Here is a 22,372-nt window from a genome sequence, read left to right on the forward strand (position 1 = left end):
GTCAGCCGAGCAGGGGGAACCAGCCCGCCGCCTCGCCCAGCTCGAACCGGTCCCGGTCGGTCAGCGGCACCCGCCCGGTGGCCTTGAGCAGATACTCGTGGTCGTCCCAGCCGGCCGGGCATACCGCCTCGTCGGGCAGCAGCCCGTCCATCGTGGTCACCGCCACCCGCGTCGGGTCCGCCGCCGGCAGCGGCGCGTCCGGCAGGTCCACCACCAGGTCGAGGTGGTGCACGACCGCCTCGGTGGTCAGGGTGGCGAGAAAATCGGGTACGCGCAGCACGTGCCCCTGCGTGGTCACGCATCCGTCCGGGTCGGCTGCGGCGGCGGCGCGGGCGGCGGCCGGGGCGGTGTCGGACCAGATCCGGACCACGCCGGTGGGACGGTCGAAGGCGGCGGCCGAGCGGCGGGCCCACCACGCGTGTTTCGCGTCGGCCCCGTCGTCGCCGCCGGGGGTGAACGCCCGCCAGTAGCTGACGTCGTCCACGTCGGCCGGGCCGGGTGCCGGGCTGGCCAGCGCCACGAGCGCGCGTTGGGCGTCGCAGAGCACGTGGAAGAGCAGGTCGGCGACGAGCCAGCCCCGGCAGCGGGTCTGTCGTTGCAGGCCGGCGTCGTCCAGTGGGCTGACGGCGGCGGTGATGCCGGTGTACGCCTGGGCCAGCGCCTCGTGCTGCCGGATCGGGCTCATGGGGTGCAGCCTGCCACGGCACGCGCCGGTCGGCACGGTTAGGAGGGGGCCCCTGCTATCGCCCAGGCGTTAACAAGGGCCCCCTCCTTACCTTGCTCAGTCGAAGAGCTCGCCGAGGAAGCCGTGCTTCTTCTTCCGGCGGTAGTGGCCGTGGTAGCCGTAGTGCTGCTGTTGCCCGTGGCCGTACGCGGGCTGCGCATAGCCGTGGCCGGGCGGCGGAGGGGCGGGGGACGGTGCCGTAACCGGGCTGGTGCGGGGCGGCGGCGGGCGGCGGCGGGGGCGGGTAGCCGGCCCCGGCGGAGGCGGCCTGCGGGGCGCCGCCACCGTGCTGCCGGTTCCAGTTCGCCTCGGCGTCGAACAGCTTCTCGAGTTCGCCCCGGTCGAGGAAGATGCCGCGGCATTCGCCGCACTGGTCGATGATTACTCCACTGCGCTCGTACTGGCGCATCTCGGCACGGCATTTGGGACAGATGAGCTGCATGCCATCGACGGTACCGGGTGATTTCACGCGATGGCGGTCAGCGCCTGCGTCACCTCGTCGTCGGAGACCTCGTGGAAGTCGTCGTAGTAGGCGCCGACGGCGGCGAAGTCGGGTGGAAGTTGGCAGCTCACCACCGTGTCGGCGGTGGCGGCGAGCATGTCGTACGCCTGCGGGGAGCCGACCGGGACGGCGACGAGCACGCGGGCGGCGCCGAGGTGGCGGGCGACCTGGACGGCGGCGCGGGCGGTGGCGCCGGTGGCGAGTCCGTCGTCGACGACGACGGCGGTGCGGTTGGTCAGGTCCAGCGGCGGCCGGTCGCCGCGGTAGCGCTGTTCGCGTCGGTCCAGTTCGGCCTGTTCACGTCGGCGGACCTGGGCGCGGTCGTTCTCGCTGATCCGGCCGGCGACCGCCTCGTTGAGGACCTGAACGCCGCCGGGGCCGAGCGCCCCGTACGCCACCTCGGGCGCCCAGGGCACGCCGAGCTTGCGGACGACCAGCACGTCGAGGGGGGCGTTGAGGCGGTCGGCGATCACCCGGGCCACGGGTACGCCGCCGCGGACCAGGCCGAGGACGATGACGTCGGGCCGACCGGCGAGGTCGGTGAGGCGCTCGGCGAGGTCCCGTCCCGCCTCGGCCCGGTCGCGGTAGGTGGTCATGTCTCAGGTGTACGCCTTTCGACCGGATCGTGCCGGGTGGTTGCCGGGAATGCCGTTCGGCCGGTGTCCCGGATCCGGGTTTCGGCGAGCGCCAGCGCCGGGGCGAGCACGAGCAGGGCGATCGGGTAGAGCAGGTAGCCGAAGCGGGTGGAGGGCATCAGCAGGATCGCGGCGAGCAGCCCGTACCCGCAGACGGCCGCGGTGGTCGCGGCGGTGCGGGGCGGGCGGCGCAGCAGCCGGACGGCGATCGCCAGGCCGACCGCGACGAGCAGCGCGGCGGCGACCACCCGGCCGGCGGGGAGCGTCTCGGCGATCAGGTGACCGGGGAACGGGGACTGGGCGGGGCTGGTGACCAGGCCGTGGCCGAGCGGGAAGCGCAGCACGTTCTCGACCAGGGCGTCGGAGTCGACGAGCAGCACCGGGACGAGGGCGAGGACGGGCAGGCCGAGAGCGCCGAGCGCGGTGCGGGCGCCGGCCCGTCGGGTGGCGGCCCAGCAGATCAGCACGACCGCGATCGGCAGCGCGAAGAGTTTCAGGGCGCCCGCGGCGCCGACCGCGAGGCCCGCGCGGCCGGGCCGGCCGGCGGCGGCGAGGGCGAGCGCGAGCAGGCAGAGCGCGAGTACGGGAAGGTCGTCGCCGCCGGTGGCGAGCGTGAGCGCGCAGACGGGCAGGACGGTGGCGGCCTGGACGGCGCGCAGCAGCGCGGCGGCGCGGCGGGGTGTTCCCGGGCCGGTGGCGGGTGGACGCAGCGTGGCGACCAGGGCGACGAGGGCGAGCGCGGTGGCGACGGCGAACCAGACGCGGGCGTCGGTCCACCAGGCGTCGGTCGCGGCCCGGGGCAGCCCGAACAGCGCCATGCCGGGTTGGTAGGGCGTGTAGCCGAGGAGTTGCTCGCCGGGTGGCAGGGCGGCGATCGCGTCGGGTCCGAGGTAGGGGGTGCCGTGCTCGGCGAGGCGGGTGCCGGCGTGTTCGACCACGAGCACCTCCTCCTGCGCCCGGTCGGTGCGTCCGGCGGCCCGCTGGATGCTCTGCGTGACGACCGGCAGCAGCGCGGTGGTGGCCCAGGTGAGCCCGGTGACCGTCCACCGGGCGGGCAGTCCGGCCAGGCGGGTGCCGGGGTCGCGGCGGCGGGCGAGGAGCTGGAGGGTCACGGCGAGCGTGGCGAGCGCGTACCCGACGGTGGCGACCGTGCCCCAGGCGCGGTGCGGTGGCAGCGTGGAGGTGGCGGCGGTGACCGCGGCGAAGACGGTGGCGGCGCCGTAGAGGGCCAGGTCGAGGGCGAGGCCGCCGGCGGCGCCGTCGAGCGTCGACCAGCGGCGGGTGGTGGGGCTGGCGGTCACGCGGGCCAGTCTGGCAGACCGCGGGTGTCCTCCGGCCGGGTCGGTGCCGGGTGGTCAGGGCTGCCGGGCGTCGGTGGCGGCGGGCGGGGCGGGACGGTTGCGGGTGCCGCCGCCGCGGCGGCCGGGCAGCCGGATGACCGCGCCGGCGTCGTGCAGCGGCCGGGCGAGCGCGCCGGGTCGCCCGCCGGCGCCGCGTTGGAGGGCGGCGAGCAGCGCGCCGGCGGCCAGCGGACGGGCGAACAGGTGACCCTGCCCGGCCGCGCAGCCCAGTTCCCAGAGCGCGCGGCGTTGCGGTTCGCTCTCCACGCCCTCGGCGACCACGGTGAGGTCGAGGCTGCGGCCCAGGTCGAGGGTGGAGCGGATGACGGCGGCGGCCTCGGGCGCGGTCTCCATGGCGGTGACGAAGCTGCGGTCGATCTTGAGTTCGTGGACCGGGATGCGGGAGAGCAGCGAGAGCGACGAGTAGCCGGTGCCGAAGTCGTCGAGGGCCAGCCGGACGCCGGAGTCGCGCAGCCGGCTGAGCACCCGGTCGACCACGTCGAGCTGGCTGAGGGTGAGCGTCTCGGTCAGTTCCAGCACGAGCCGGTCCGGTGGGAGGTCGTGGGCGCGCAGCCGGGCCAGCACGGCACCGGGGAAGCGGGCGTCGAGGAGGCTGCGGGGCGACACGTTCACCGAGACGGGCAGGTCGAAGCCGGCGTCGTGCCAGGAGCCGGCGGCGATCAGCGCCTGGTCGAGGATGGCCTCGGCGAACGCGGGCAGCAGCCCGGAGCGTTCCACCGCTTCGAGGAAGCGCAGCGGGTCGATCAGGCCGTGGGTGGGGTGGTGCCAGCGGGCCAGCGCCTCCGCGCCGACGACCTGGCCGCTGCCCAGGTCGACGATGGGCTGGAAGTTGACGGTGAACTCGTGGTCGGCGACGGCCCGGGGCAGCTCCCCGCCGAGGGTGAGCCGGTTCAGGTCGGCGGTGTCGCGGGTCGGCGCGTACGTGGCGGTCCGCTGGCCGGCGCGTTTGGCCTGGTACATGGCCACGTCGGCGCGGCGGAGCAGTTCGGCCATGCCGCCGGTGGCCGGGGCGGCGGCGATGCCACCGCTGGCCTCCACGCTGATCCGCATGCCGTCCAGGTCGAGCGGGTCGTGCAGGGCGGCGAGCAGGGCCTCCGCGCGGTGCGCGGCGACCGCCGGGGCGGGCAGGCCACGCAGGAGCACGGCGAACTCGTCGCCGCCGAGCCGGGCGACCAGGTCGTCGGGGCGGGCCGCGTCGCGCAGCCGGCCGGCGACCTGGATGAGCACCTGGTCCCCGGCGCCGTGCCCGAGCGTGTCGTTGACCTCCTTGAAGTGGTTGAGGTCGATCAGCACCAGGGCGGTGACGCCGTCGGCGTGCCGGGTGGTGAGCTGGGCGGTGCCCTCGTCCAGCAGGTGGCGGCGGTTGGACAGGCCGGTGAGGGCGTCGTGGGTGGCGGCGTAGGCGTGGTCGGCGGCGATGCGGGCGAGTTCGGCGTACGCCTGGGCGTTGCGGACCGCGGTGCACAGGGCGGAGGCGAAGGTACGCAGGGTGTACTGCTCGCGTTCGGACAGCTCGACCGGCCCGGCGAAGCGGAGCCGCAGCATGCCGATGTCGACGGTCTGGTCGTGACCTTCGAGGCGGCTGGTGAGCACCGATCCCTGGACCGCGCTCGGTTCGCCGGTCGGGCCGCTGTAGGTGATGGCTCCGCCCACGCCCCGGACGACCTTCTCCTCCTCGCGCAGCTCGATCTCGACCTCGTCGGCGGAGAAGAGTTCGGTGGCCTGGGTGACCGCGGTGGTGAGGACCTGGTCGAGGTCGACCACGTTCAGCGCGTCGGTGGTCCGGGCCAGTCGCTGCCAGGCCTCGCGTTCGGCCCGGCTGCGGAGGCGGCTGGAGTAGGCGAGGTGCAGGCTCAGCACGAGGGGCGGTACGACGATCAGGAAGGTCGGGTTGCTCCTCAGGATGAGGAGCGTGGACAGGACCACCGAGAAGCGGGCGAAAACGCTGGCCAGCCGGAGGTCCACCTGCTCGCGGAACCGTTTGCGGATCGGGGTGCCGGTCGCGAAGGCGAGCACCGGGAAGGTGAGCACCTCGTCCAGGACCACGACGGTCAGATAGGCGAGGACCAGGGCGGGAAGTGAGCGGTTGATCGGCCCCGACCAGGGCCAGGACCACCCGGCGGCGACGAGGACGAGTCCGCCCACGGCGGCCAGCGTCATCTCCTTGGCCACGCCGAAGGCCAGTTTGATGGGCGGAAGCCGGCCGATCAGCCGGGCGATCGCGACACCCAGGCCGGTGGCGATGACGACCCAGGGCACGGGCGCGACCGCGAGCCCGATCACCGAGGCCGCGTCGGTCCAGGAAACACCGTGGGTCGTGGCACGAATGCGGATTCGTACATTGACGGTCGCGGCCACCGCGACGAGGAAGGTGATCGTGCCGGCACGGGTGAGGTTTTTCTCCGTCACCAGGCCGCCGGCTTCGATGAGCCGGACACTGACCAGGGTGGCGACGGCGGCCGCAAACACGACGAGACCGACAAGCAGCAACAGCCGCCGATCGGTCCCATTGTCGCGTGCCTGGGCGCGAGTCACGTGTCCGCCTCCACCGCACTCGGATCGTCGCGGTGTGTGTACCCGTACTGTACGACCCGCTCGGGCGCCCGGGTAGTTCGCTTCACAGCCAGTCGTTGCCGCGCATCTGCCTCGCCTTTCGTTCGATCTGCGGAGCCTGATCAACAGCTCCTTGGATGAACGACATCTTATGGCGTTTAGGCCGCGTTGGTGATATTAGATGTCCATATGCGCATATTGCGCCAATGAGGCAGACGCTTGTCACGCACCGTCTTTGCCTGGAAACTGAACGCATATTCAACTGGTCGTTCTATGGGATTATCGAGCCGCCTCTCGCCGATGTCTGTAGTCGTTCGGTTTCCGCGTCCGTAACATGCGGCACGTCAACTTACAGAAAATGCGTCGTCGCTCTCTGATGTGATTCGAGCGGCCATGACGGATCGGGCGCAATCTTCCATATGCCCGCAATGTGGCGCCGGCATATGGAATGCGGCGCGCCATTCGAATGCGTACGGGGCGGGGGAGCAATTGGCGGAGATCCGGCTGCTCGGCTCGCCGGAGGTGCGGCGAGGATCCGTCCCGCTGTCTCTGGGCACACCCAAGCAGCAGGTCGCGTTGGTCGTGCTGGTATTGCACGGTGGCCGCCTGGTAACCGTCGACCTGCTCGTGGATGAACTCTGGCCGGACGATCCACCGCCGTCCGCGATAGCGAACGTGCGGACCTATGTGGGCAACCTCCGACGGATGTTCGTCCGCAACAGCGGACCGGACCTCGTTCGCCTGCCGGGGGGTTACCGACTGGACGTGGGCGGCGAGCACGTCGACGTACACCGCTTCGAGCGCCTGACCCAAGCGGCCAGGTCCGCCTGGTCCGAGGGAAACACGCAGGAGGCCGACGTCCTGCTGAAGGAGGGTGAGTCGCTCTGGCGGGGATCCCTGGCGGCCGGTCTACGGGTGGGACCGGTGCTGTCGGCGCGCAGGGCGTCCCTGGACGAGCAGCGGCTGGCCGCGGTCGAACTTCGTGCCGGGCTGGATCTCGAGCTGGGCCGCACCAGATCCGCGATCGCGCTGCTCACCGCCCATGCCGAGCGCAACCCGTATCGGGAGCATGCGCAGGCCCTGCCCGCCAATGCCCTGTGGTCCGACGGAGACCAGGCCGGCGCGCTCGCCGTCATCCGTCGGACAGAGGCGGTGCTCGCTGAGCAACTCGGCATCCAGCCCGGCGCCGAACTGCTTCGCCTGCGGCAGTCATTGCGCGACGGCATCCCGGCGCAGACGTCGTCCGTCGCACGTCCGGGCACGCCCGAACCCGACCGTTCGAGATCTCTCGGACCAGGCGCACGAGGGGACCGCCGTCACCTTCCGCGGGCGGTCGTCGCCTTCGTCGGTCGCCGTGAGCTCGTCGAACGGACGCTCACCGAGATCGCGCTCACCGTCGCCGGCACATCGGCGGTCAGGGTCGTCAACGGCATGGCGGGAAGCGGGAAGACCGCCTTCGCGCTCCACCTGGCGCGCAGGCTGGCCGACCGGCACCGGGACGGACAGCTCTTCATCGACCTCCGCGGGCACGACGAGAGTGATCCAGTCGACCCGGCCGACGCGACGACCGTGCTGCTTCGGCAGATGGGCGTACCGGCCGGCCGGATCCCGACTGATCATGACGAGCGCGCCGAGCTGTGGCAGCACGAGCTGCGGCGTCACCGCGTGGTCGTGGTGTTGGACAACGCGGCGAGCGGGCCCCAGATCCGTCCGCTCCTGCCGACCGGTGGGGGAACGGTGTTCCTGGTGACCAGCCGTCGCCGGTTGTCCGTCGGCGACATCGGACCGGCCGTGTCGCTTCCCGTGCTGACCTCCGGCGAGGCGGTGGAACTCCTGTCCTCAACCGCCGGCGAGGACCGGATCCGCGCCGAACCGGACGCGGCGGTGGAGGTGGTGCGCCGATGCGGCCACTTACCCCTGGCCGTCCGGCTGGCCGGCGGCTGGCTGGCCCACCGGTCCACCTGGCGGGTCGCCGACCTCGCCCGGCGGTTGGGCGCCGGGGGCACCGTGCTCCGACGGCTCGCGGTGGACCAGCAGACCGTCGCCGGAGCCTTCTCCGCCTCGTACGAGCAGTTGGCCGAGCCGGTGCGGAGACTGTTCCGGCTCGTCAGCCTCCACCCGGGGGATTCTCTCGACGCGCGGATGATCGCCGCCCTGGTCGACCTACCGGCGGAGCACACCGAACGGATGTTGGACGATCTCCTCGACCAGCACCTGCTCGAGGAGACGGCCCCGGGGCGATACCGGTTGCACGACCTCATGCGCCAGTACGCCGCCGAACTCTTCCACGAGTCGGCGGACCTGGTGGAACGCCGGGAGCCGGGCGCCCGTCTGCTCGACCATGTGCTCCACCAGGTGGTGGTCCGAGCCAGCGAACTGGACCAGCGGGTGCTGCACGCCCACCTGCGCCTCGATCCGCCTCGCCGACCCGACCTGACCGATGAGGCCGACGCGTCGGACGTCGAGTGGTTGGAGCGGGAACGGGCCAATCTGGTCGCCCTGATCGGATTCGCCGCGCGGGAAGGGCACTCCGGCTACGCCTGGCGGCTCGCGCGAGCCATGTGGCGGTTCTGCTACATGCGGGGGTACTTCGACGACATCATCGTCATCCACCGTGCCGGCCTGAGCGCGGCGGAGTTGGGCGGTGATCTGGTCGCCCAGGGGGTCATGCACAACTATCTCGCCTCCGCGTACACCCGTACGGGCAGCTACCTGGACTCGCTGCGGCACCTCGAGACAGCCGTCTCCATCTCCCGGAAGCTCGACGACCGGGGCAACGAGCATCGCTATCGGGCGAATCTCGTGGTGGTGCACTGGCTGACCGGGGATCCGGAGAGATCGGTCGCCCTTGGTCGGCAACTGCTCCGCGAGGACTCGCGGGGCGATGTCGACCCCATCCCGTCCCTGCCGAACCTCGGTTACGCGCTGACCGCAGTTGGGCGGTACGCCGAGGCGTTGGAAGCCCATCGCCAGCACCTCTTCCTCGCGAGATGCCAGGGCAGCGACTATCACATGTCGAACGCACTGGGACACATCGCGTCGGTGGAGAACCGCCTCGGGCACCATGCGAAGGCGATCCGCCTGCTCCGGGCCTCGATCCGGCTCCGGGACCGCACCGGGCACCGGTTCGGCGAGGCGGAGGTGCGCAACGATCTCGGCATCGCGTACCGACATCTGAGCCGGTTCGGCGACGCACTCGGGCAGCACGACCTCGCGCTCGACCTGTCGAGGGACTCGGGCGAGCGACACGTCCAGGCGGCGGTGCTCAACGACCTCGGACTGACCCTGACTGCCGCCGGTCGGACCGACGAGGCGGCGCCGGCGCACCAGCGTGCACTCGCCCTCGCCACCCGTATCGCTCACCCCTACGAGCAGGCCCGAGCGCTGATCGCACTCGCCGGCCACCTCGGCGGAGCCGGCAGCGAGCAGGCTGAGCGGTTCCGGCAGCGGGCCCAGGCGATCTTCGAGCGGATGGGTGCCCCCGAGCGCCATCAGTTCCACCCTGATCCCTGAACCGGTTTATCGATTTCTTATCGCGGTGCCCGCTAACGTCCCGTCGTCGGCCAACGGGGATGGTCCGCCACACGTGGTGGACCAGGCCGGAGAGGCCCCCACACGTCGAGTCTCCCCAGCGGCTCGACGGTGGGACGGTGTGGGAGGGGCGTCATGCCGATCATCGGCACCCGGCACGGCGCCCTTCCCCATCGACGGTGCGGGCCGCTCCCGTCGTACCCGGCGGATAGGGTCGGGCGGTGACCGAACCCGCGCAGCTCACCCACGTCGATTCCGCCGGCGCGGCCCGCATGGTCGACGTCTCCGCCAAGCCGGTCTCCGGCCGGTTGGCGGTCGCCGCCGGCCGGCTCCGCACCACCACTGAGGTGATCGAGCTGTTGCGCCGCGACGGCCTGCCCAAGGGCGACGCGCTCGCGGTCGGGCGGCTCGCCGGGATCATGGGGGCCAAGCGCACCCCCGACCTGATCCCGCTGTGCCACCCGATCGCCCTGCACGGCGTCGCCGTCGACCTCAGTCTCACCGCCGACACCGTGGAGATCACCGCGACCGCGCGGACGGCCGACCGCACCGGCGTGGAGATGGAGGCGCTCACCGCGGTGGCCGTCGCCGGGCTGGCCCTGGTCGACATGGTGAAGGCCGTTGACCCGGCCGCGTCGGTGGACGCCGTGCGGGTGCTCCACAAGTCCGGCGGCAAGACCGGCGAGTGGGTGCGGCCGGAGGACCGGCCGTGATCCGCGCCCGGGTGATCGTGGCCTCCAACCGGGCCGCCGCCGGGGTCTACGAGGACACCAGCGGCCCGCTGCTCGTCGCCGGTCTGCGGGAGCTGGGCTGCACGGTCGACGCGCCGGTGGTGGTGCCCGACGGCGACCCGGTCGGCGCCGCCCTGCGGACCGCCCGCGAGGAGGGCGTCGACGTGGTGCTGACCAGCGGCGGCACCGGCATCACCCCGACCGATCGCACCCCCGACGTGACCCGCGCGCTCCTCGACTACGAGATTCCCGGGATCGCCGAGGCGATCCGCGCGCACAGCCGCGACGCGGTGCCCACGGCCGCGTTGTCCCGTGGCCTGGCCGGGGTGGCCGGCCGGATGCTCGTGGTCAACCTGCCCGGCTCGCGCGGCGGGGCCCGGGACGGCCTGGCCGTGCTGGGGCCGATCCTGCGGCACGCGGTCGACCAGCTCCGCGGCGGCGACCACTGAGCCCGCGGGTCGCGTGCGCCGGCGTTAGGCTCGCCGGATGAGCACGGAAACCGAAGCCGCCGGGGCCGAGGTGGGCGCGCCGCCGCCGGCCGGCTGGGAAGAGGCCCGCGCCCGGGTGTACGCGGTCGGTCTCTCCGCCGCGCTCCCCGCGGTCGCCCGCCCGCTGGCCGACACCGACGGGCAGACGCTGGCCGAGCCGCTGACCACGCGCACCGACCTGCCGGCGTTCCCCACCTCCAGCGTGGACGGCTGGGCGGTGCGTGGACCGGGGCCGTGGCAGGTGGTCGGCCGGGTGCTCGCCGGGCACACCGCGCCTCCGCTGGCGGACGACGGCACCACGGTGGAGATCGCCACCGGCGCGATGGTCCCCGTCGGCACGAGCGCGATCCTGCGGATCGAGGAGTCGACCCGGGCGGCGGACGGCCTGGTGGCCGGCACGCCCCGGCCGCAGGCGGAATGGCGCGAGCCGGGTGAGGAGGCGCACCTCGGCGAGGAGTTGCTGCCCGCCGGCACGCCGGTGGATCCGTCGGTGATCGGCCTGGCCGCCTCGTGCGGTCACGACACGCTGCGGGTCCGCCGGGCGCCCCGGGCCGCGCTGCTGGTCTTCGGCGACGAACTGCTCACCTCGGGCGCGCCGGGTGCCGGCCGGGTGCGCGACGCGCTCGGCCCGTCGGTGCCGGCGTGGCTGCGCCGCTACGGCTGCCAGGTGCGGGGCGGCGACGTGGTCGGGCCGGTCGCCGACACCCTGCCCGCGCACGTCGCGGCGCTGCGTGGCGCGCTCGCCAACGCCGATCTGGTCTGCACCACCGGCGGCACCATGCACGGCCCGGTCGACCACCTGCATCCGACGCTGGAGGCGCTCGGCGCCGACTACGTGGTCAACACCGTGGCGGTGCGCCCCGGCTTCCCGATGCTGCTCGCCCGCCTGGTCGACGGCGACGGGCGGGTGCGCTTCGTGGCCGGCCTGCCGGGCAACCCGCAGTCCGCGGTGGTGGCCCTGGTCTCCCTCGTCGTTCCCCTGCTCGCCGGGCTCACCGGCCGGCCGATGCCGGTGCTGCCGCAGGTCACCCTGGCCGAGGCGGTCCCCGGGCGCGGTGACCACACCCACCTCGCGCTGGTCCGCTGGGACCGGGTCGCCGGCACCGCCCACCCGGTGCGGCACGTCGGTTCGGCGATGCTGCGCGGGCTGGCCGGCGCGGACGGCTTCGCGGTGATCCGCCCCGGCGCCAGCGGCGCGGTGGGCGACCGCGTGCCGCTCGTGCCCCTGCCCCTGACCCCGGGAGAGCGTTCATGACCGTGGAGACGCGAGTGCTGCTGGGCGCGGTCACCGACCGGCCGCTCGACCTGGCCGCGCACGAGGCGGCGGTCGCCGACCGCCGGGCCGGCGCGGTGGTGTCCTTCCAGGGCGTGGTCCGCGACCACGACCACGGGCGGGCGGTGACCAGCCTGGAATACGAGGGCCACCCCACCGCCGAGGCGGTGCTGCGTGAGGTGGCGGCCGAGATCGCCGCCGACCCGGCGGTCCACGCGGTGGCGGTGTCGCACCGGATCGGCCCGCTGGAGATCGGGGACGTGGCGCTGGTCGCGGCGGTCAGCACCGCGCACCGGGCGGCGGCGTTCGCGGCCTGCGCCCGGCTGGTCGACGAGGTCAAGGCGCGGCTGCCGATCTGGAAGCGGCAGGTCTTCGACGACGGCACCGAGGAGTGGGTGAACTGCCCCTGAGTCGGGCCGCCGGTCAGCGCCGGGCGGCGAGCGGAGCGGTGCGGGCCAGCCGGTCGGGATAGAACGCCGGTTCGGCGCCGGGCCGCCAGGGCAGCGCCGCGACCAGCACGATCAGCGCGATGGCCAGGGAGTTCTCCATCAGCGCGCCGAACAGGCCGTCCTGGTAGTGGGACACCTCGGGGAGCTGGTGCTCGTACGGCCAGATCGGTGAGATCAGGAACAGCAGGTAGAGCCCGAGCGCGCCGGCCGCGTGCCGGAGCCCGGTCAGCGTGGGATACCAGATCGGCGGGCGCAACGTGGGTACGCCGTTCGTGGCGGGCAGCGTGCTGCCGCGCAGCGGCAGGCCCCGGCTCGCGTCGCGGCGGCGCACCGCGGCGTCGGCCAGCACCACGATCGCCGGGATCACCCAGACCAGGTGGTGCGACCAGGAGATCGGGCTGATCACGTTGGCGGTGAGCCCGACCAGCGTGAACGCGGTCAGCTCGTCGCCGTCCGCGCGGGCGTTGATCGCCCGGGACAGGCCCAGCGCCAGCACCAGCACCGAGAAGGCGAGCCAGAGCAGCCCGGGGGTCTCGATCGAGTCGTACAGCCGCGCCAGCAGGCCGGCGAGGGACTGGTTGGCGGTCATGTCGGCGGCGCCGACCCGCTCGGTCTGCCACAGCACGTCGGTGAAGTAGGTGCGGGACTCCGCGCCGACCACGCCGAACGTCGCGAGCGTCACGCCGACCGCGGTGCCGACCGCGATCCACGCGGCGCGCCACTGCCGGGTGAGCATCAGGTAGCCCACGAACAGCGCCGGGGTGAGCTTGACCGCGGTGGCGAGCCCGATGCCGACCCCGGCCCAGGCGCCGCTGTAGACGAAGCGGGCCAGCGGCGTCTCGGCGGTCTCGTGGTGGGTGCCGCGCCGGGCCCGCCAGCGCAGACCCACCAGGTCCGCCATGATCAACGCGAAGAGCAGCAGGTTGACCTGGCCGTAGCCGAGGGTCTCCCGGGACGGCTCGATGGCCACGGCGAGCGGGGTGGCGATGCCGACGGTGAACCAGAGCGGCCAGCCGAGCCGGTCCACGATCGGGCGCAGCAACGCGGCCAGCACGACGGCGAGCGCGGCGATGCTGGCCAGCGCGTTGACGAACCCGGCGCCGTCCACCGGCAGCCAGGACATGGGCAGCATGACCAGGGCGGCGAAGGGTGGATAGGTGAAGCCGAGGGTCGTCGAGGGCGCGACGAAGTCGTACAGCTCGTTGCCGTTCGCCCACCACAGCACCGCACCGTGGTAGATCTTCATGTCGAAGAAGTTGTACGGCCGGCCGAAGGCGCCGATGGCGAGCCACGCCGCGTACGACACGGCGGCCACGACGCCGATGCGTGTCGCGAGCCGTTGGTCGACCCCGAGGACGACGCGGGGGGCCGGGGTGGGGCGGTTGGTCCGTCTACCGACTGTCGTCGGCATGGCGTGGCCACCCCCGTACCAAGGTCGTCGTGCCCGTCCAGGTCCAGAACGGAGCCTAGAACGGCGCCTCACGATGCTGCCTCCCGCGTTACGTGACCGTGTCCGATCCCACACGTGTTCGCGACATTTCCGCCGCGTTAACGGGTCTCGGACGGTTCAGGTGATTGGTGGCCTTGCGGGGGGTGGTGGCCGTACGGGTCTGGGTCAGCCGGGCATCCGGCGCGCGGTCGCGGCGGAGCGTACGGCGATCTTCGCCTCCCGGCGGGCGGTGCGGACCGCGCGCTTGACCGACCGGCGGGAGTGGTCGATCCGGTGGCCGGCGCGCCAGCGCAGCCCCGGCTTGCCCTCGGTGTCGGCGGCGGCGAGGAGGAGGCCGCCGAGCAGCCCGAGGTTCTTCAGGAAGTGGATCTGGTTGTTGTTGCGCGCGGCCGGGTCGTCGTTGTTCCAGAAGGGATGCCCGGCGGCGGTCGTCGGCACCAGGGTGCCGGCGAGCACGAGCGCGGCCGGGCGGCTGAACCGGCCGGTGGCCAGCATCAGGCCGCCGACCAGTTGCGTCGCGGCGTTGGCCCGGATCAGCGTCTCGGTGTCGGTCGGGATGCGCGGGTGCAGGTTCTGGATCAGCGGGGCGACCTTGTCGGTGACCGGCTTCGCGGCGGGCACCAGCCGTTCCGGGTTGCGCAGGTTGCGGGCGCCGCTGACCACGAAGATGCCGCTCAACATGACTCGGGCGAGGGAGCGCACGGGCTTCATGCTTCCAGTCATACCCCGTCGGAGACCCCATCACCCCTGCAACACACGAAAGGTATCGACGTCCGTCCGGTATCGATTTCAGCGACCGTCGCGGATGGACCGGCCGTTTTCGGTAAGGTCGCGCGGGTGACGACGCTGCGACTTCGCCCGGAGGACCCGGCCGACGAGGCACCGGTGGCCCGGGTGCTCGCCGCCGCGTTCGCCCGACCCGACGTGGCCGCCCCGCCCGAGGTGGGTCTGGTCGAGGAGTTGCGGCACAGCGCCGCGTGGATCCCGGAGCTGGCCATGGTCGCCGAGTATGGCGGCGAGGTGGTGGGCTTCGCGCTGCTCACCCGGGTCCGGGTCCGCACCGACGGCGGCGGCTGGCCGGCGCTGGTGCTCGGGCCGGTGGCGGTGGCCCCGCACCGGCAGCGCGTCGGGCACGGCGCCGCCGTGGTGCAGGCGGCGCTCGACGCGGCCACGGAGTTGGACGAGCGGCTGGTGGTGGTGCTCGGCGACCCGGCGTACTACCGGCGGTTCGGCTTCGGGCCGGCGGACCGGTTGGGGCTGACCAGCCCGTGGTCCGGGCTGGGGGAGCCGTGGCAGGCGCTGGTGCTGCCGCCGTCCACCGGCGAGGAGCCGCCGCCCCCGGCCGGCGAGGTGGTCTTCCCGCCGCCCTGGTCGCGGGTCTGACCCCCGGCGTCCCGGTCGGGCCGGTTGTCGCTCAGGTCGGCTGGGTGCGCAGGTAGCGGCCGAAGTGCGGCACGGTGAACGCGACCGTCCCCCGCTCGCCGGAATAGATCAGGCCCTTCTTGATCAGCGCGTCCCGGGCCGGGGAGAGGCTGGCCGGCTTGCGGCCGAGCGCCCGCGCGATCTCGGCGGTGGGCACCGCGGCGTCCATGTCGTCGCGCGCGCCCTCCTCGCCGTCCACCAGCGCCAACGTGGCCATGGCCCGCATGTATTCGCGTTCGGCCGGGGTGGCCCGCTCGAACCGGGAGCCGAAGAAACCCACCGCCAGTTCCGCCTCCGCCTCCGGCGCGGCGACCCGGACGTCCGCCGCGGTGATCGGCGAGCGGGGCGCGTGGTCCCAGGTCGCCTTCCCGTACGCCTGGACGAAGTAGGGGTAGCCGCCGGACTTCTCGTAGAGCAGGTCGAGCGCCTTCTGCTCGTACTCGACCTCCTCCCGCTCGGCCGGCGCGCAGAGTGCCTGGTCGGCGGCGATCCGGTCCAGCCGGTCGATCCGCTGGTAGCGGTAGAGCCGTTCGGAGTACGACTTGGCGGCGCTGAGCACCGCCGGCAGGTGCGGCAGGCCGGCGCCCACCACGATCAGCGGCGCGCCGAGTTGGGACAGCTCGTGGCAGGCGGCGCAGAGCGCGGACACGTCCTCGGCGCCGACGTCCTGCATCTCGTCGATGAAGATCGCGATGCCGGTGCCCACGTCGGTGGCGACCGCCGCCGCGTCGCTGAGCAGCTCGACCAGGTCGATCTCGATGTCACCGGAGTCGGCCCGGCCGCTGCTGGCCGGCACGTCGATGCCGGGCTGCCAGCGGTCGCGCAGCTTCGGCGCGGCGCCACCCCGTCCGGTCGGCGCGGAGCGCTGCGCGAACGCCTTGAGCACGCCGAGGAAGCCGTCGATCCGGTCCGGCGCGCGGTGGCGCGGGGCCAACTCCCGGACCGCCATGTGCAGCGCGGCGGCGACCGGCCGGCGCAACGACTGGTCCGGCCGGGCCTCGATCTTGCCGGTGCCCCAGAGGTGGTTGATCGCCTCCGAGCGCAGCGTGTTGAGCAGGACCGTCTTGCCCACCCCGCGCAGCCCGGTGAGCATCAGGCTGCGTTCCGGCCGGCCGCGGGCGATGCGTTCCAGCACCACGTCGAACACGTCCAGCTCCCGCCCCCGCCCGGCGAGTTCGGGCGGGCGCTGACCGGCGCCGGGGGCGTACGGGTTGCGGACGGGATCCACGGATCGCAGAGTATCGGCTTCTCTAGCGGCCAGGCTAGACGTGCGTAGAGGCGGCTACCGCGTGTCGGCGTCGACAAGAAACTAGGGCTGTCTAGCGTGGATGCTAGACAGCCCTAGTTTTGCCTACCGCCGTCTCACCGCCGCTTCAGGCAGAGCACGAAGTCCAGCGTGTCCAGCTCACTGTCGAAGAAGTACCAGTCGGTGTAGCCGGTCACCTTCCCGCACTTCGCCTCGGCGTCCTTCTTGCCGCCGGTCGCGCCGTCGATCCGGCGCAGCACCTCGTACGTCTTCGGGGCGCAGTCGGCGATCACCAGCTTCGGCTGGCCGCTGCCGCCCTCGTTGGCCACGCACTGACCCGCCTTGACGAAACGCGGATCGGTCGACGAGGCCGGCGCCGCCGCCGTGGGCGTCACCTCCGCCGCGTCGCTCGGCGCCGCCGCCGTCGGCTCCGCGGCCGGCGCGGTGGCGGCCGTCGTCCCGGCCGTCGGGCTCTCCTCGTCCCGGCCGAGCAGCCAGTACGCCCCGGCGCCGCCCAGCAGCAGCACCGCCAGCACGATCACCACCACGAGCAGCGGTCCCCGACCCCGCTTGGGCGGCGTCGGCTGGTCGTAGGGCGCCGGCCCGGCGAGGTACGGCGGCGGGCCGCCCGCGTACGGCGGCTGACCCCCGCCGGCGTACGGGCCCGGCCCGGCCGGGTAGGGCGACTGCCCGGTGTCGTAGGCCGGCGGCCCGGCCTGGTAGGGCGGTTGTCCGGCGTCGTAGGCCGGCTGCCCGGTCGGGTAGCCGGGGTCGGCCGGGTAGCCCTGGTGCGGCGGGGCGCCGGTCCACTCCGGCGCCGGCCCGTACTGCTGGGGCGGGCCGTACTGCGGGCCGCCCCGGTGCGGATCGGGGGCGTAGCCGTCGTCGGGGCGTCGTGCGCCCCACGGCTCGGGTGCGCCGCCGCCCGGTGGTCCGAAGTTCGACATGAACGCCTCCTGCGTACGCCAGTGCTGAGAGGCCGGCCACCAAGGGGCGACGCCGACGCCGTGGTCACCGTAGCGTGGTCCACCGATGAGCTCACGCCCCACGACTGCGACGGACGCCACCGGAACCGCGGCGCCGCCGGCCCGGACCGCCCTGATCTGGACCGCACTGGCCCTGGTCTACGTCTTCTGGGGATCGACCTACCTGGGCATCCGGGTCGCCGTCGAATCCCTGCCGCCGCTCACCTCCGCCGCGATGCGGTTCGCCGCCGCCGCCGCCGTCGTGCTCGCGCTGGTGCTCCGGCTCCGACGCGGTCCGGGATCGCTGCGCGTGCCGCCCCGCCACCTCGGCTCGGCCGCGCTGGTCGGCGTGCTGCTGCTGGCTGGCGGCAACGGGCTGGTGGTGCTCGCCGAGTCGGGCCCGCCCGGCGACGCGGTGCCCTCCGGCGTCGCCGCGCTGCTGGTCGCCACCGTCCCGCTCCTCGTGGTGGTGCTCCGCACCGTCGGCGGGGACCGCCCCCGCCCGTGGACCTTCGTCGGCGTGGCGCTCGGCTTCGCCGGGCTCGTCCTGCTCGTGCTGCCCCGCGACGGCGTGGACGGCGTGCCGCTGGCCGGCGCGCTGACCGTCGTCGCTGGCGCGGTGAGCTGGTCGGTCGGCTCCTACCTGTCCGGCCGGATCCGGATGCCCGCCGACCCGTTCGTGGCCACCGTCTACGAGATGGTGGCCGGCGCGGTGGCGCTCACCGTGATCGCGGCCGTGCGGGGAGAGCTGCGCGACTTCGACCCGGCCCAGGTGACCGGCCGGTCCTGGGTGGCGCTGGCGTACCTGATGGTGGCCGGCTCGCTGGTCGCCTTCACCGCGTACGTCTGGTTGCTCGCCCACGCGCCGATCTCCCTGGTCTCCACGTACGCGTACGTCAACCCGGCGGTCGCGGTGGCGCTCGGCGCGCTGCTCGTCGCCGAGCCGGTCACCGCGCAGGTGCTGCTCGGCGGCGCGGTGATCGTGGCCGGCGTGGCGGTGGTGGTGAGCACCGAACGTCCGCGCCGGAGGACGCCGGCAGCCGTCGACGGGGCGGCCCCGACGCCGGACGGGCGGTAGCGTCCCGGCCCGTGTCGACGGCGTCGGTGGTGGGGATCGCGGCGCTCGGAGGGCTGGTCGGCCGGCTCGCGGTGCCGCTCGGCCGCCACGTCCTCGGCGTACCTCCCGGCGGGCCTGCCGACGGCGGGGCGGTTGTCGGCGTGGCGGTCGCCGGGGCGGTGGTGTTCGGCGGCCTGGCCGCCCGGCGCGGCGCCGACCCCGCGCTGCCGGTGCTCCTGCTGATCGCGGCGGCCGGGCTGGTGCTCGCGGTGACCGACCTGATCGCGCTGCGACTGCCCGACCCGCTGGTGGGCGCGGTGGCGTTCGGCGGGCTCGGGCTGGCCGGGACGGCGCTGGTCGTCGGCGAACCGGGCCGCGCGGCGACCGCGCTGACCGGCGCCGGCCTGTCCCTGTGCGCATACCTGCTGCTCGCGCTGCTGCCGGGTGCCCGGCTCGGCTTCGGTGACGTGAAGCTCGCCGCCGCCCTCGGGCTCCCGCTGGGCTGGCTCGGCTGGCCGACGCTCCGGCTCGGGCTGCTTCTCCCGCACGTGCTCGCCGGGACGCTGGTGCTCGTGCTGCTCGTCGCCGGCCGGATCCGCCGGGACACCCCGCTGCCGTTCGGCCCGGCGATCCTCACCGGCGCCTGGCTCGCCGCCGTGCTCACCTGAACGTAGCGGTGAGAAGGGGCCCCTTCTCTACCGTAGGCGTTAAGAAGGGGCCCCGCCTTTCACATCAAGCGGAGCTGGTGATCGCGCGGGCGGCGGGGCTCGGCGAAGCCGAGCCGGTCGAACAACGCCGGGTCGATCACGTCGAGGAACGGCGTCGGGCGGGTCTGGCGTTCCGAGCCGTGCCGGCTGCGCCGGGCGGTGTGGCTGACGTAGAGCCGGTCCTGCGCCCGGGTCAACCCGACGAAGAACAGCCGCCGCTCCTCGGCCACCGCGTCGTCGTCCGGCTCGCTGCCCGGCCAGCGCAGCGGCAACAGCCCGTCCTCGGCCCCGACCAGGAACACCACCGGGAACTCCAGGCCCTTGGCCGCGTGCAGGGTGAGCAGCGTGACCGCCTCGGCGCGCGGGTCCAGCGCGTCCACCTCGGCGCCGGTGGCGAGCTGGTTGAGGAACGACCCCAGGTCGTCGCCGCAGCGCCGGGCCAGCGGCGTGAGCAGGTCCACGGCCGTGCGGACGTCCTCGGGGCGTACCGCGCCGGTGCCGTCGAGCGTCGGCACGGCGAAGCGTTCCGCCAGGATCCGGCCGGCCTCGCGCACCCGGGCGGTCAGGGAGCCGTCGAGGCCGGCGTGGCGCAGCTCGCGGGCGATCGCGGTGACGCCCGGCCGGTCGCGCAGCCGGTCGTGCGACCGCTTCTGCACCGGGATGTTCGCCCGGGCCAGCGCGTCCACGATCGGCGCGGCCTGGGAGTCGGTGCGGTAGAGCACGGCGATGTCGGAGAAGGACAACGAGGTCGCCCGCCCGTCGATCCGGCCCGAGTCGAGCGACCGGTGGGACAGGCCGCCGACCAGCTCGTCGACGGTACGCGCGACGAAGTCGGCCTCGTCGGAGACGGTGGTCGCGGCGTACCGGCCGACCAGCGGGGCCTCCGGGTCGAGCCGGGCCGGGTCGAGGCGGCGACCCCGGACCAGCGACGACGGCGCGATCGCCTGCACGGCGGCGGCCAGGATCGGCGCGGAGGAGCGGTAGTTGCGGTTCAGCCGGACCAGCCGGGCGTCGGTGAAGTCCTGCGAGAAACGCAGGAAGTAGCCGACGTCGGCGCCCCGGAACGAGTAGATCGCCTGGTCCGGGTCGCCGATCGCGCACAGGTTGCCGTTGGGTGGGCTGAGCAGTCGCAGCAGGTCGTACTGGACCGCGTCGACGTCCTGGTACTCGTCGACGAAGATCCATTTCCACCGCTCCCGGTAGTCGCGGACCAGCTTCCAGTCGCCCTTCAACAGCGCCACCGGCAGGGTGAGCAGCTCGTCCAGGTCCACCAGGTCCCGCTTGCGCAGCAACGCCACGTACCGCTCGTCGTCGTCGCCGGCCTCCGCGCGGGCCGCCGCCCGGTCGGTGTCGTCGGCGATCCGGAAGTCCGCCGGCAGCCCGGCCGCCGCCGCGTTCTCCCGCAGCACGGTCAGGCCGAGCGCGTGGAAGGTGCCCACCGTGACGTCCTCGGCGACCGGCCCGAGCAGCCCGTCCAGGCGGTGCCGCAGCTCCTCGGCCGCCCGCCGGGTGAACGTGATCGCCAGGCACTGGTCCGGGAAGACGTTCAGCTCCGCGCACAGGTAGGCGATCCGGTGCGTCAGCGTCCGGGTCTTGCCGGTGCCCGGGCCGGCCACGATGAGCAGCGGGCCACCCGGTGCCGACGCGGCCACCCGCTGCATCGCGTCCAGCCGGTCCAGCAGGCCGGTGCCGACCTCCTCCATGCCGGCCAGCATCGGCTCGAACGGCTCGTGCGGGGAGGGCGGCGGCGCGAGCGGGGGCGCGGCCGGCTTCCGCTTCGGCTCCGGCCGCGCCTCCGCCGGGCGCTTGGCCTTCGGCTTCGGCGCCGGCTCCGCGGGCCGCCGCTGCGCCGGCACGGGTACGTCGAAGAGCGCGTCCTGCCCACCGCCACCCGAGGCGCCCAGTTCCGCCGGATCGAACAGCGTGATCACCCCGTACTCACCGTCGTAACCCGGCACCCGGCGCACCTCGCCGCGGCGCAGCCGGCCGATGCCCTCCGCGAGCAGTTCGCCGCCGACGCGACCGATCTCCTCCACCGGGGTACGGGTCAGGATCTCCAACTCCGGGCCGAGCGCCGCGACCAACTCGTTGAGCTTGCCCTCGACCTTCTTCGACCGCGCGCCCACCCGGTTCAGCTCACCCAGGATCTCGGCCAGCGGCACCAGGTGGGCCACCTCGCGGGCGTGCGCCGGACGGTGCCCCGCCGGCCGGTCGGCCAGCGCCTCGACCCGGCTGAGCACGCCGACGGTCAGCGGCTTGCCGCACTCCGGGCAGCGACCGCCCGCCTCGCGGGTCCGCTCCGGCGACCAGTTCACCCCGCACAGCCGGTGCCCGTCGGCGTGGTACTTGCCCTCCTCCGGGAAGAACTCGACGGTGCCGGCCAGCCCGTCGCCGGTGCGCAGCGCCTCGCGGATGGAGAAGTAGTCGCGCGGCGCGGTGAGCACGGTCGCCTCCCGGCCCAGCGCCGGCGGCGAGTGGGCGTCCGAGTTCGACACCAACCGGTAGCGGTCCAGGCTGCCGACCCGCCAGTTCATCTCCGGGTCGGAGGAGAGCCCGGTCTCCACCGCGAAGATGTGCTCGGCCAGGTCGGCGTAGCAGTCGGCGATCGCGTCGAAGCCGGACTTCGAGCCGAGCGCGGAGAACCAGGGCGTCCAGATGTGCGCCGGCACCAGGTAGCCGTCCTCGCTGGCCTGCAGCGTGATCTCCAGCAGGTCGCGGGAGTCCAGCCCGAGGATCGGCCGGCCGTCCGAACCGAGGTTGCCGATCCGGCCCAGCGCGGCGTTGAACCGGCCCACCGCGTCCAGGTCCGGCAGGTAGATCAGGTGGTGCACCTTGCGGGTCCGGTCGTCCCGCTTGTAGATGGTGGAGATCTCCACGCTGAGCATGAACCGGACCGGGTCCGCCTCCGCCTCGCTGGCCAGCCGGGGCGGCAGCCGCCGGGCGATGTCCCGTTCCGCCTCCGGTGACAGCCGGTAGAGACCGGGCTCGGCCGGGTGCAGCGTCTCGCGCAGGTGGTCGTACCAGGCGGGGTGGGTGAAGTCGCCGGTGCCGAGCACCCCGATGCCCTTGCGCCGGGCCCACCAGCCGAGGTTCGGCAGGGTCAGGTCACGGCTGCACGCCCGCGAGTATTTCGAGTGGATGTGCAGATCCGCGACGTAGGGCGGGGAGCCACCGGGGGGTGCGGCACTGAACGGAGGCACGCCGCATCCTGTCACGTCCGGTTGCCTACCCGCCCGCCGCCACGCGTACGCGTGACCTGAGCAATGCGGTGCTGGACG

Annotated in this window: 17 protein-coding genes and 1 pseudogene; 8 read left to right on the top strand and 10 right to left on the bottom strand. The window is 73.7% G+C overall.

All coding sequences use genetic code 11. From position 1 onward, the window contains the following. Nucleotide 1: 1 nt before the first annotated feature. The 5 genes and pseudogenes from H1D33_RS24300 to H1D33_RS24325 form a co-directional block, all read right to left on the bottom strand. Entirely contained in the window at nt 2-685 is a 684-nt protein-coding gene (locus H1D33_RS24300; protein ID WP_181570963.1) for a maleylpyruvate isomerase N-terminal domain-containing protein, read from the bottom strand. Between the two features lie 96 nt (nt 686-781). After that, nucleotides 782-1,166: pseudogene (locus H1D33_RS24305) on the bottom strand (TFIIB-type zinc ribbon-containing protein). A gap of 23 nt (nt 1,167-1,189) precedes the next feature. Beyond that, on the bottom strand, nt 1,190-1,822 hold the full coding sequence (locus H1D33_RS24315; RefSeq protein WP_181570961.1) for a phosphoribosyltransferase: 633 nt from the start codon (nt 1,820-1,822) through the stop codon (nt 1,190-1,192). Next, nucleotides 1,819-3,162, bottom strand: coding sequence for a glycosyltransferase 87 family protein (locus H1D33_RS24320; protein ID WP_181570960.1), 1,344 nt, complete (start codon nt 3,160-3,162; stop codon nt 1,819-1,821). Before H1D33_RS24320 ends, H1D33_RS24315 begins: the two co-directional genes overlap by 4 nt. A gap of 54 nt (nt 3,163-3,216) precedes the next feature. Then, the gene (locus H1D33_RS24325; RefSeq protein WP_181570959.1) at nt 3,217-5,757 is read right to left on the bottom strand and encodes a putative bifunctional diguanylate cyclase/phosphodiesterase; all 2,541 of its coding nucleotides are present in this window, start codon (nt 5,755-5,757) and stop codon (nt 3,217-3,219) included. 507 nt (nt 5,758-6,264) lie between these two features. Between H1D33_RS24325 and H1D33_RS24330 the strand changes: the two genes are divergently transcribed. The 5 genes from H1D33_RS24330 (at nt 6,265) to H1D33_RS24350 (ending at nt 12,208) form a co-directional block, all read left to right on the top strand. Continuing rightward, the gene (locus H1D33_RS24330; protein WP_246411901.1) at nt 6,265-9,288 is read left to right on the top strand and encodes an AfsR/SARP family transcriptional regulator; all 3,024 of its coding nucleotides are present in this window, start codon (nt 6,265-6,267) and stop codon (nt 9,286-9,288) included. Nucleotides 9,289-9,527: 239 nt separating this feature from the next. Further along, nucleotides 9,528-10,019, top strand: a complete 492-nt coding sequence (gene moaC, locus H1D33_RS24335; RefSeq protein WP_181570957.1) for a cyclic pyranopterin monophosphate synthase MoaC — start codon at nt 9,528-9,530, stop codon at nt 10,017-10,019. Then, entirely contained in the window at nt 10,016-10,486 is a 471-nt protein-coding gene (locus tag H1D33_RS24340) for a MogA/MoaB family molybdenum cofactor biosynthesis protein (protein WP_181570956.1), read from the top strand. The genes moaC and H1D33_RS24340 overlap by 4 nt, the downstream gene beginning before the upstream one ends. 37 nt (nt 10,487-10,523) lie before the next feature. Next, nucleotides 10,524-11,780, top strand: coding sequence for a molybdopterin molybdotransferase MoeA (locus tag H1D33_RS24345; protein ID WP_181570955.1), 1,257 nt, complete (start codon nt 10,524-10,526; stop codon nt 11,778-11,780). Next, on the top strand, nt 11,777-12,208 hold the full coding sequence (locus tag H1D33_RS24350; protein WP_181570954.1) for a molybdenum cofactor biosynthesis protein MoaE: 432 nt from the start codon (nt 11,777-11,779) through the stop codon (nt 12,206-12,208). The genes H1D33_RS24345 and H1D33_RS24350 overlap by 4 nt, the downstream gene beginning before the upstream one ends. Nucleotides 12,209-12,221: 13 nt before the next feature. Here H1D33_RS24350 and H1D33_RS24355 read toward each other — a convergent pair whose 3' ends face one another. Together H1D33_RS24355 and H1D33_RS24360 are read right to left on the bottom strand one after the other, a co-directional pair. Beyond that, on the bottom strand, nt 12,222-13,658 hold the full coding sequence (locus tag H1D33_RS24355) for a glycosyltransferase 87 family protein (RefSeq protein ID WP_181570953.1): 1,437 nt from the start codon (nt 13,656-13,658) through the stop codon (nt 12,222-12,224). Between the two features lie 204 nt (nt 13,659-13,862). Then, nucleotides 13,863-14,408 (bottom strand): DoxX family protein, encoded by a 546-nt coding sequence (locus H1D33_RS24360; protein ID WP_181570952.1) that lies wholly within the window; start codon nt 14,406-14,408, stop codon nt 13,863-13,865. A 126-nt stretch (nt 14,409-14,534) separates the two neighbouring features. Between H1D33_RS24360 and H1D33_RS24365 the strand changes: the two genes are divergently transcribed. Next, nucleotides 14,535-15,080, top strand: coding sequence for a GNAT family N-acetyltransferase (locus H1D33_RS24365; protein WP_181570951.1), 546 nt, complete (start codon nt 14,535-14,537; stop codon nt 15,078-15,080). A 31-nt stretch (nt 15,081-15,111) separates the two neighbouring features. On the opposite strand, the gene H1D33_RS24370 is transcribed toward H1D33_RS24365, so the two are convergent. Continuing rightward, entirely contained in the window at nt 15,112-16,347 is a 1,236-nt protein-coding gene (locus H1D33_RS24370; protein WP_181570950.1) for an ATP-binding protein, read from the bottom strand. A 134-nt stretch (nt 16,348-16,481) separates the two neighbouring features. Next, nucleotides 16,482-17,312 carry an LppU/SCO3897 family protein gene (locus tag H1D33_RS24375; RefSeq protein ID WP_181570949.1) on the bottom strand — a complete coding sequence of 277 codons (831 nt, stop codon included), beginning with the start codon at nt 17,310-17,312 and terminating at the stop codon, nt 16,482-16,484. An 85-nt stretch (nt 17,313-17,397) separates the two neighbouring features. On the opposite strand from H1D33_RS24375, the gene H1D33_RS24380 reads away from it, so the two are divergent. Together H1D33_RS24380 and H1D33_RS24385 are read left to right on the top strand one after the other, a co-directional pair. Continuing rightward, on the top strand, nt 17,398-18,408 hold the full coding sequence (locus tag H1D33_RS24380; protein ID WP_181570948.1) for an EamA family transporter: 1,011 nt from the start codon (nt 17,398-17,400) through the stop codon (nt 18,406-18,408). Nucleotides 18,409-18,419: 11 nt separating this feature from the next. Continuing rightward, nucleotides 18,420-19,055 (top strand): prepilin peptidase, encoded by a 636-nt coding sequence (locus H1D33_RS24385; protein WP_181570947.1) that lies wholly within the window; start codon nt 18,420-18,422, stop codon nt 19,053-19,055. Nucleotides 19,056-19,114: 59 nt separating this feature from the next. Here the strand turns inward: H1D33_RS24385 and H1D33_RS24390 are convergent, their stop codons facing one another. After that, nucleotides 19,115-22,294, bottom strand: coding sequence for a UvrD-helicase domain-containing protein (locus H1D33_RS24390; RefSeq protein ID WP_181570946.1), 3,180 nt, complete (start codon nt 22,292-22,294; stop codon nt 19,115-19,117). Nucleotides 22,295-22,372: the final 78 nt, after the last annotated feature.

This window comes from Micromonospora ferruginea (genome assembly GCF_013694245.2).
In the GTDB taxonomy this organism is placed as follows: Bacteria; Actinomycetota; Actinomycetes; order Mycobacteriales; family Micromonosporaceae; genus Micromonospora; species Micromonospora robiginosa.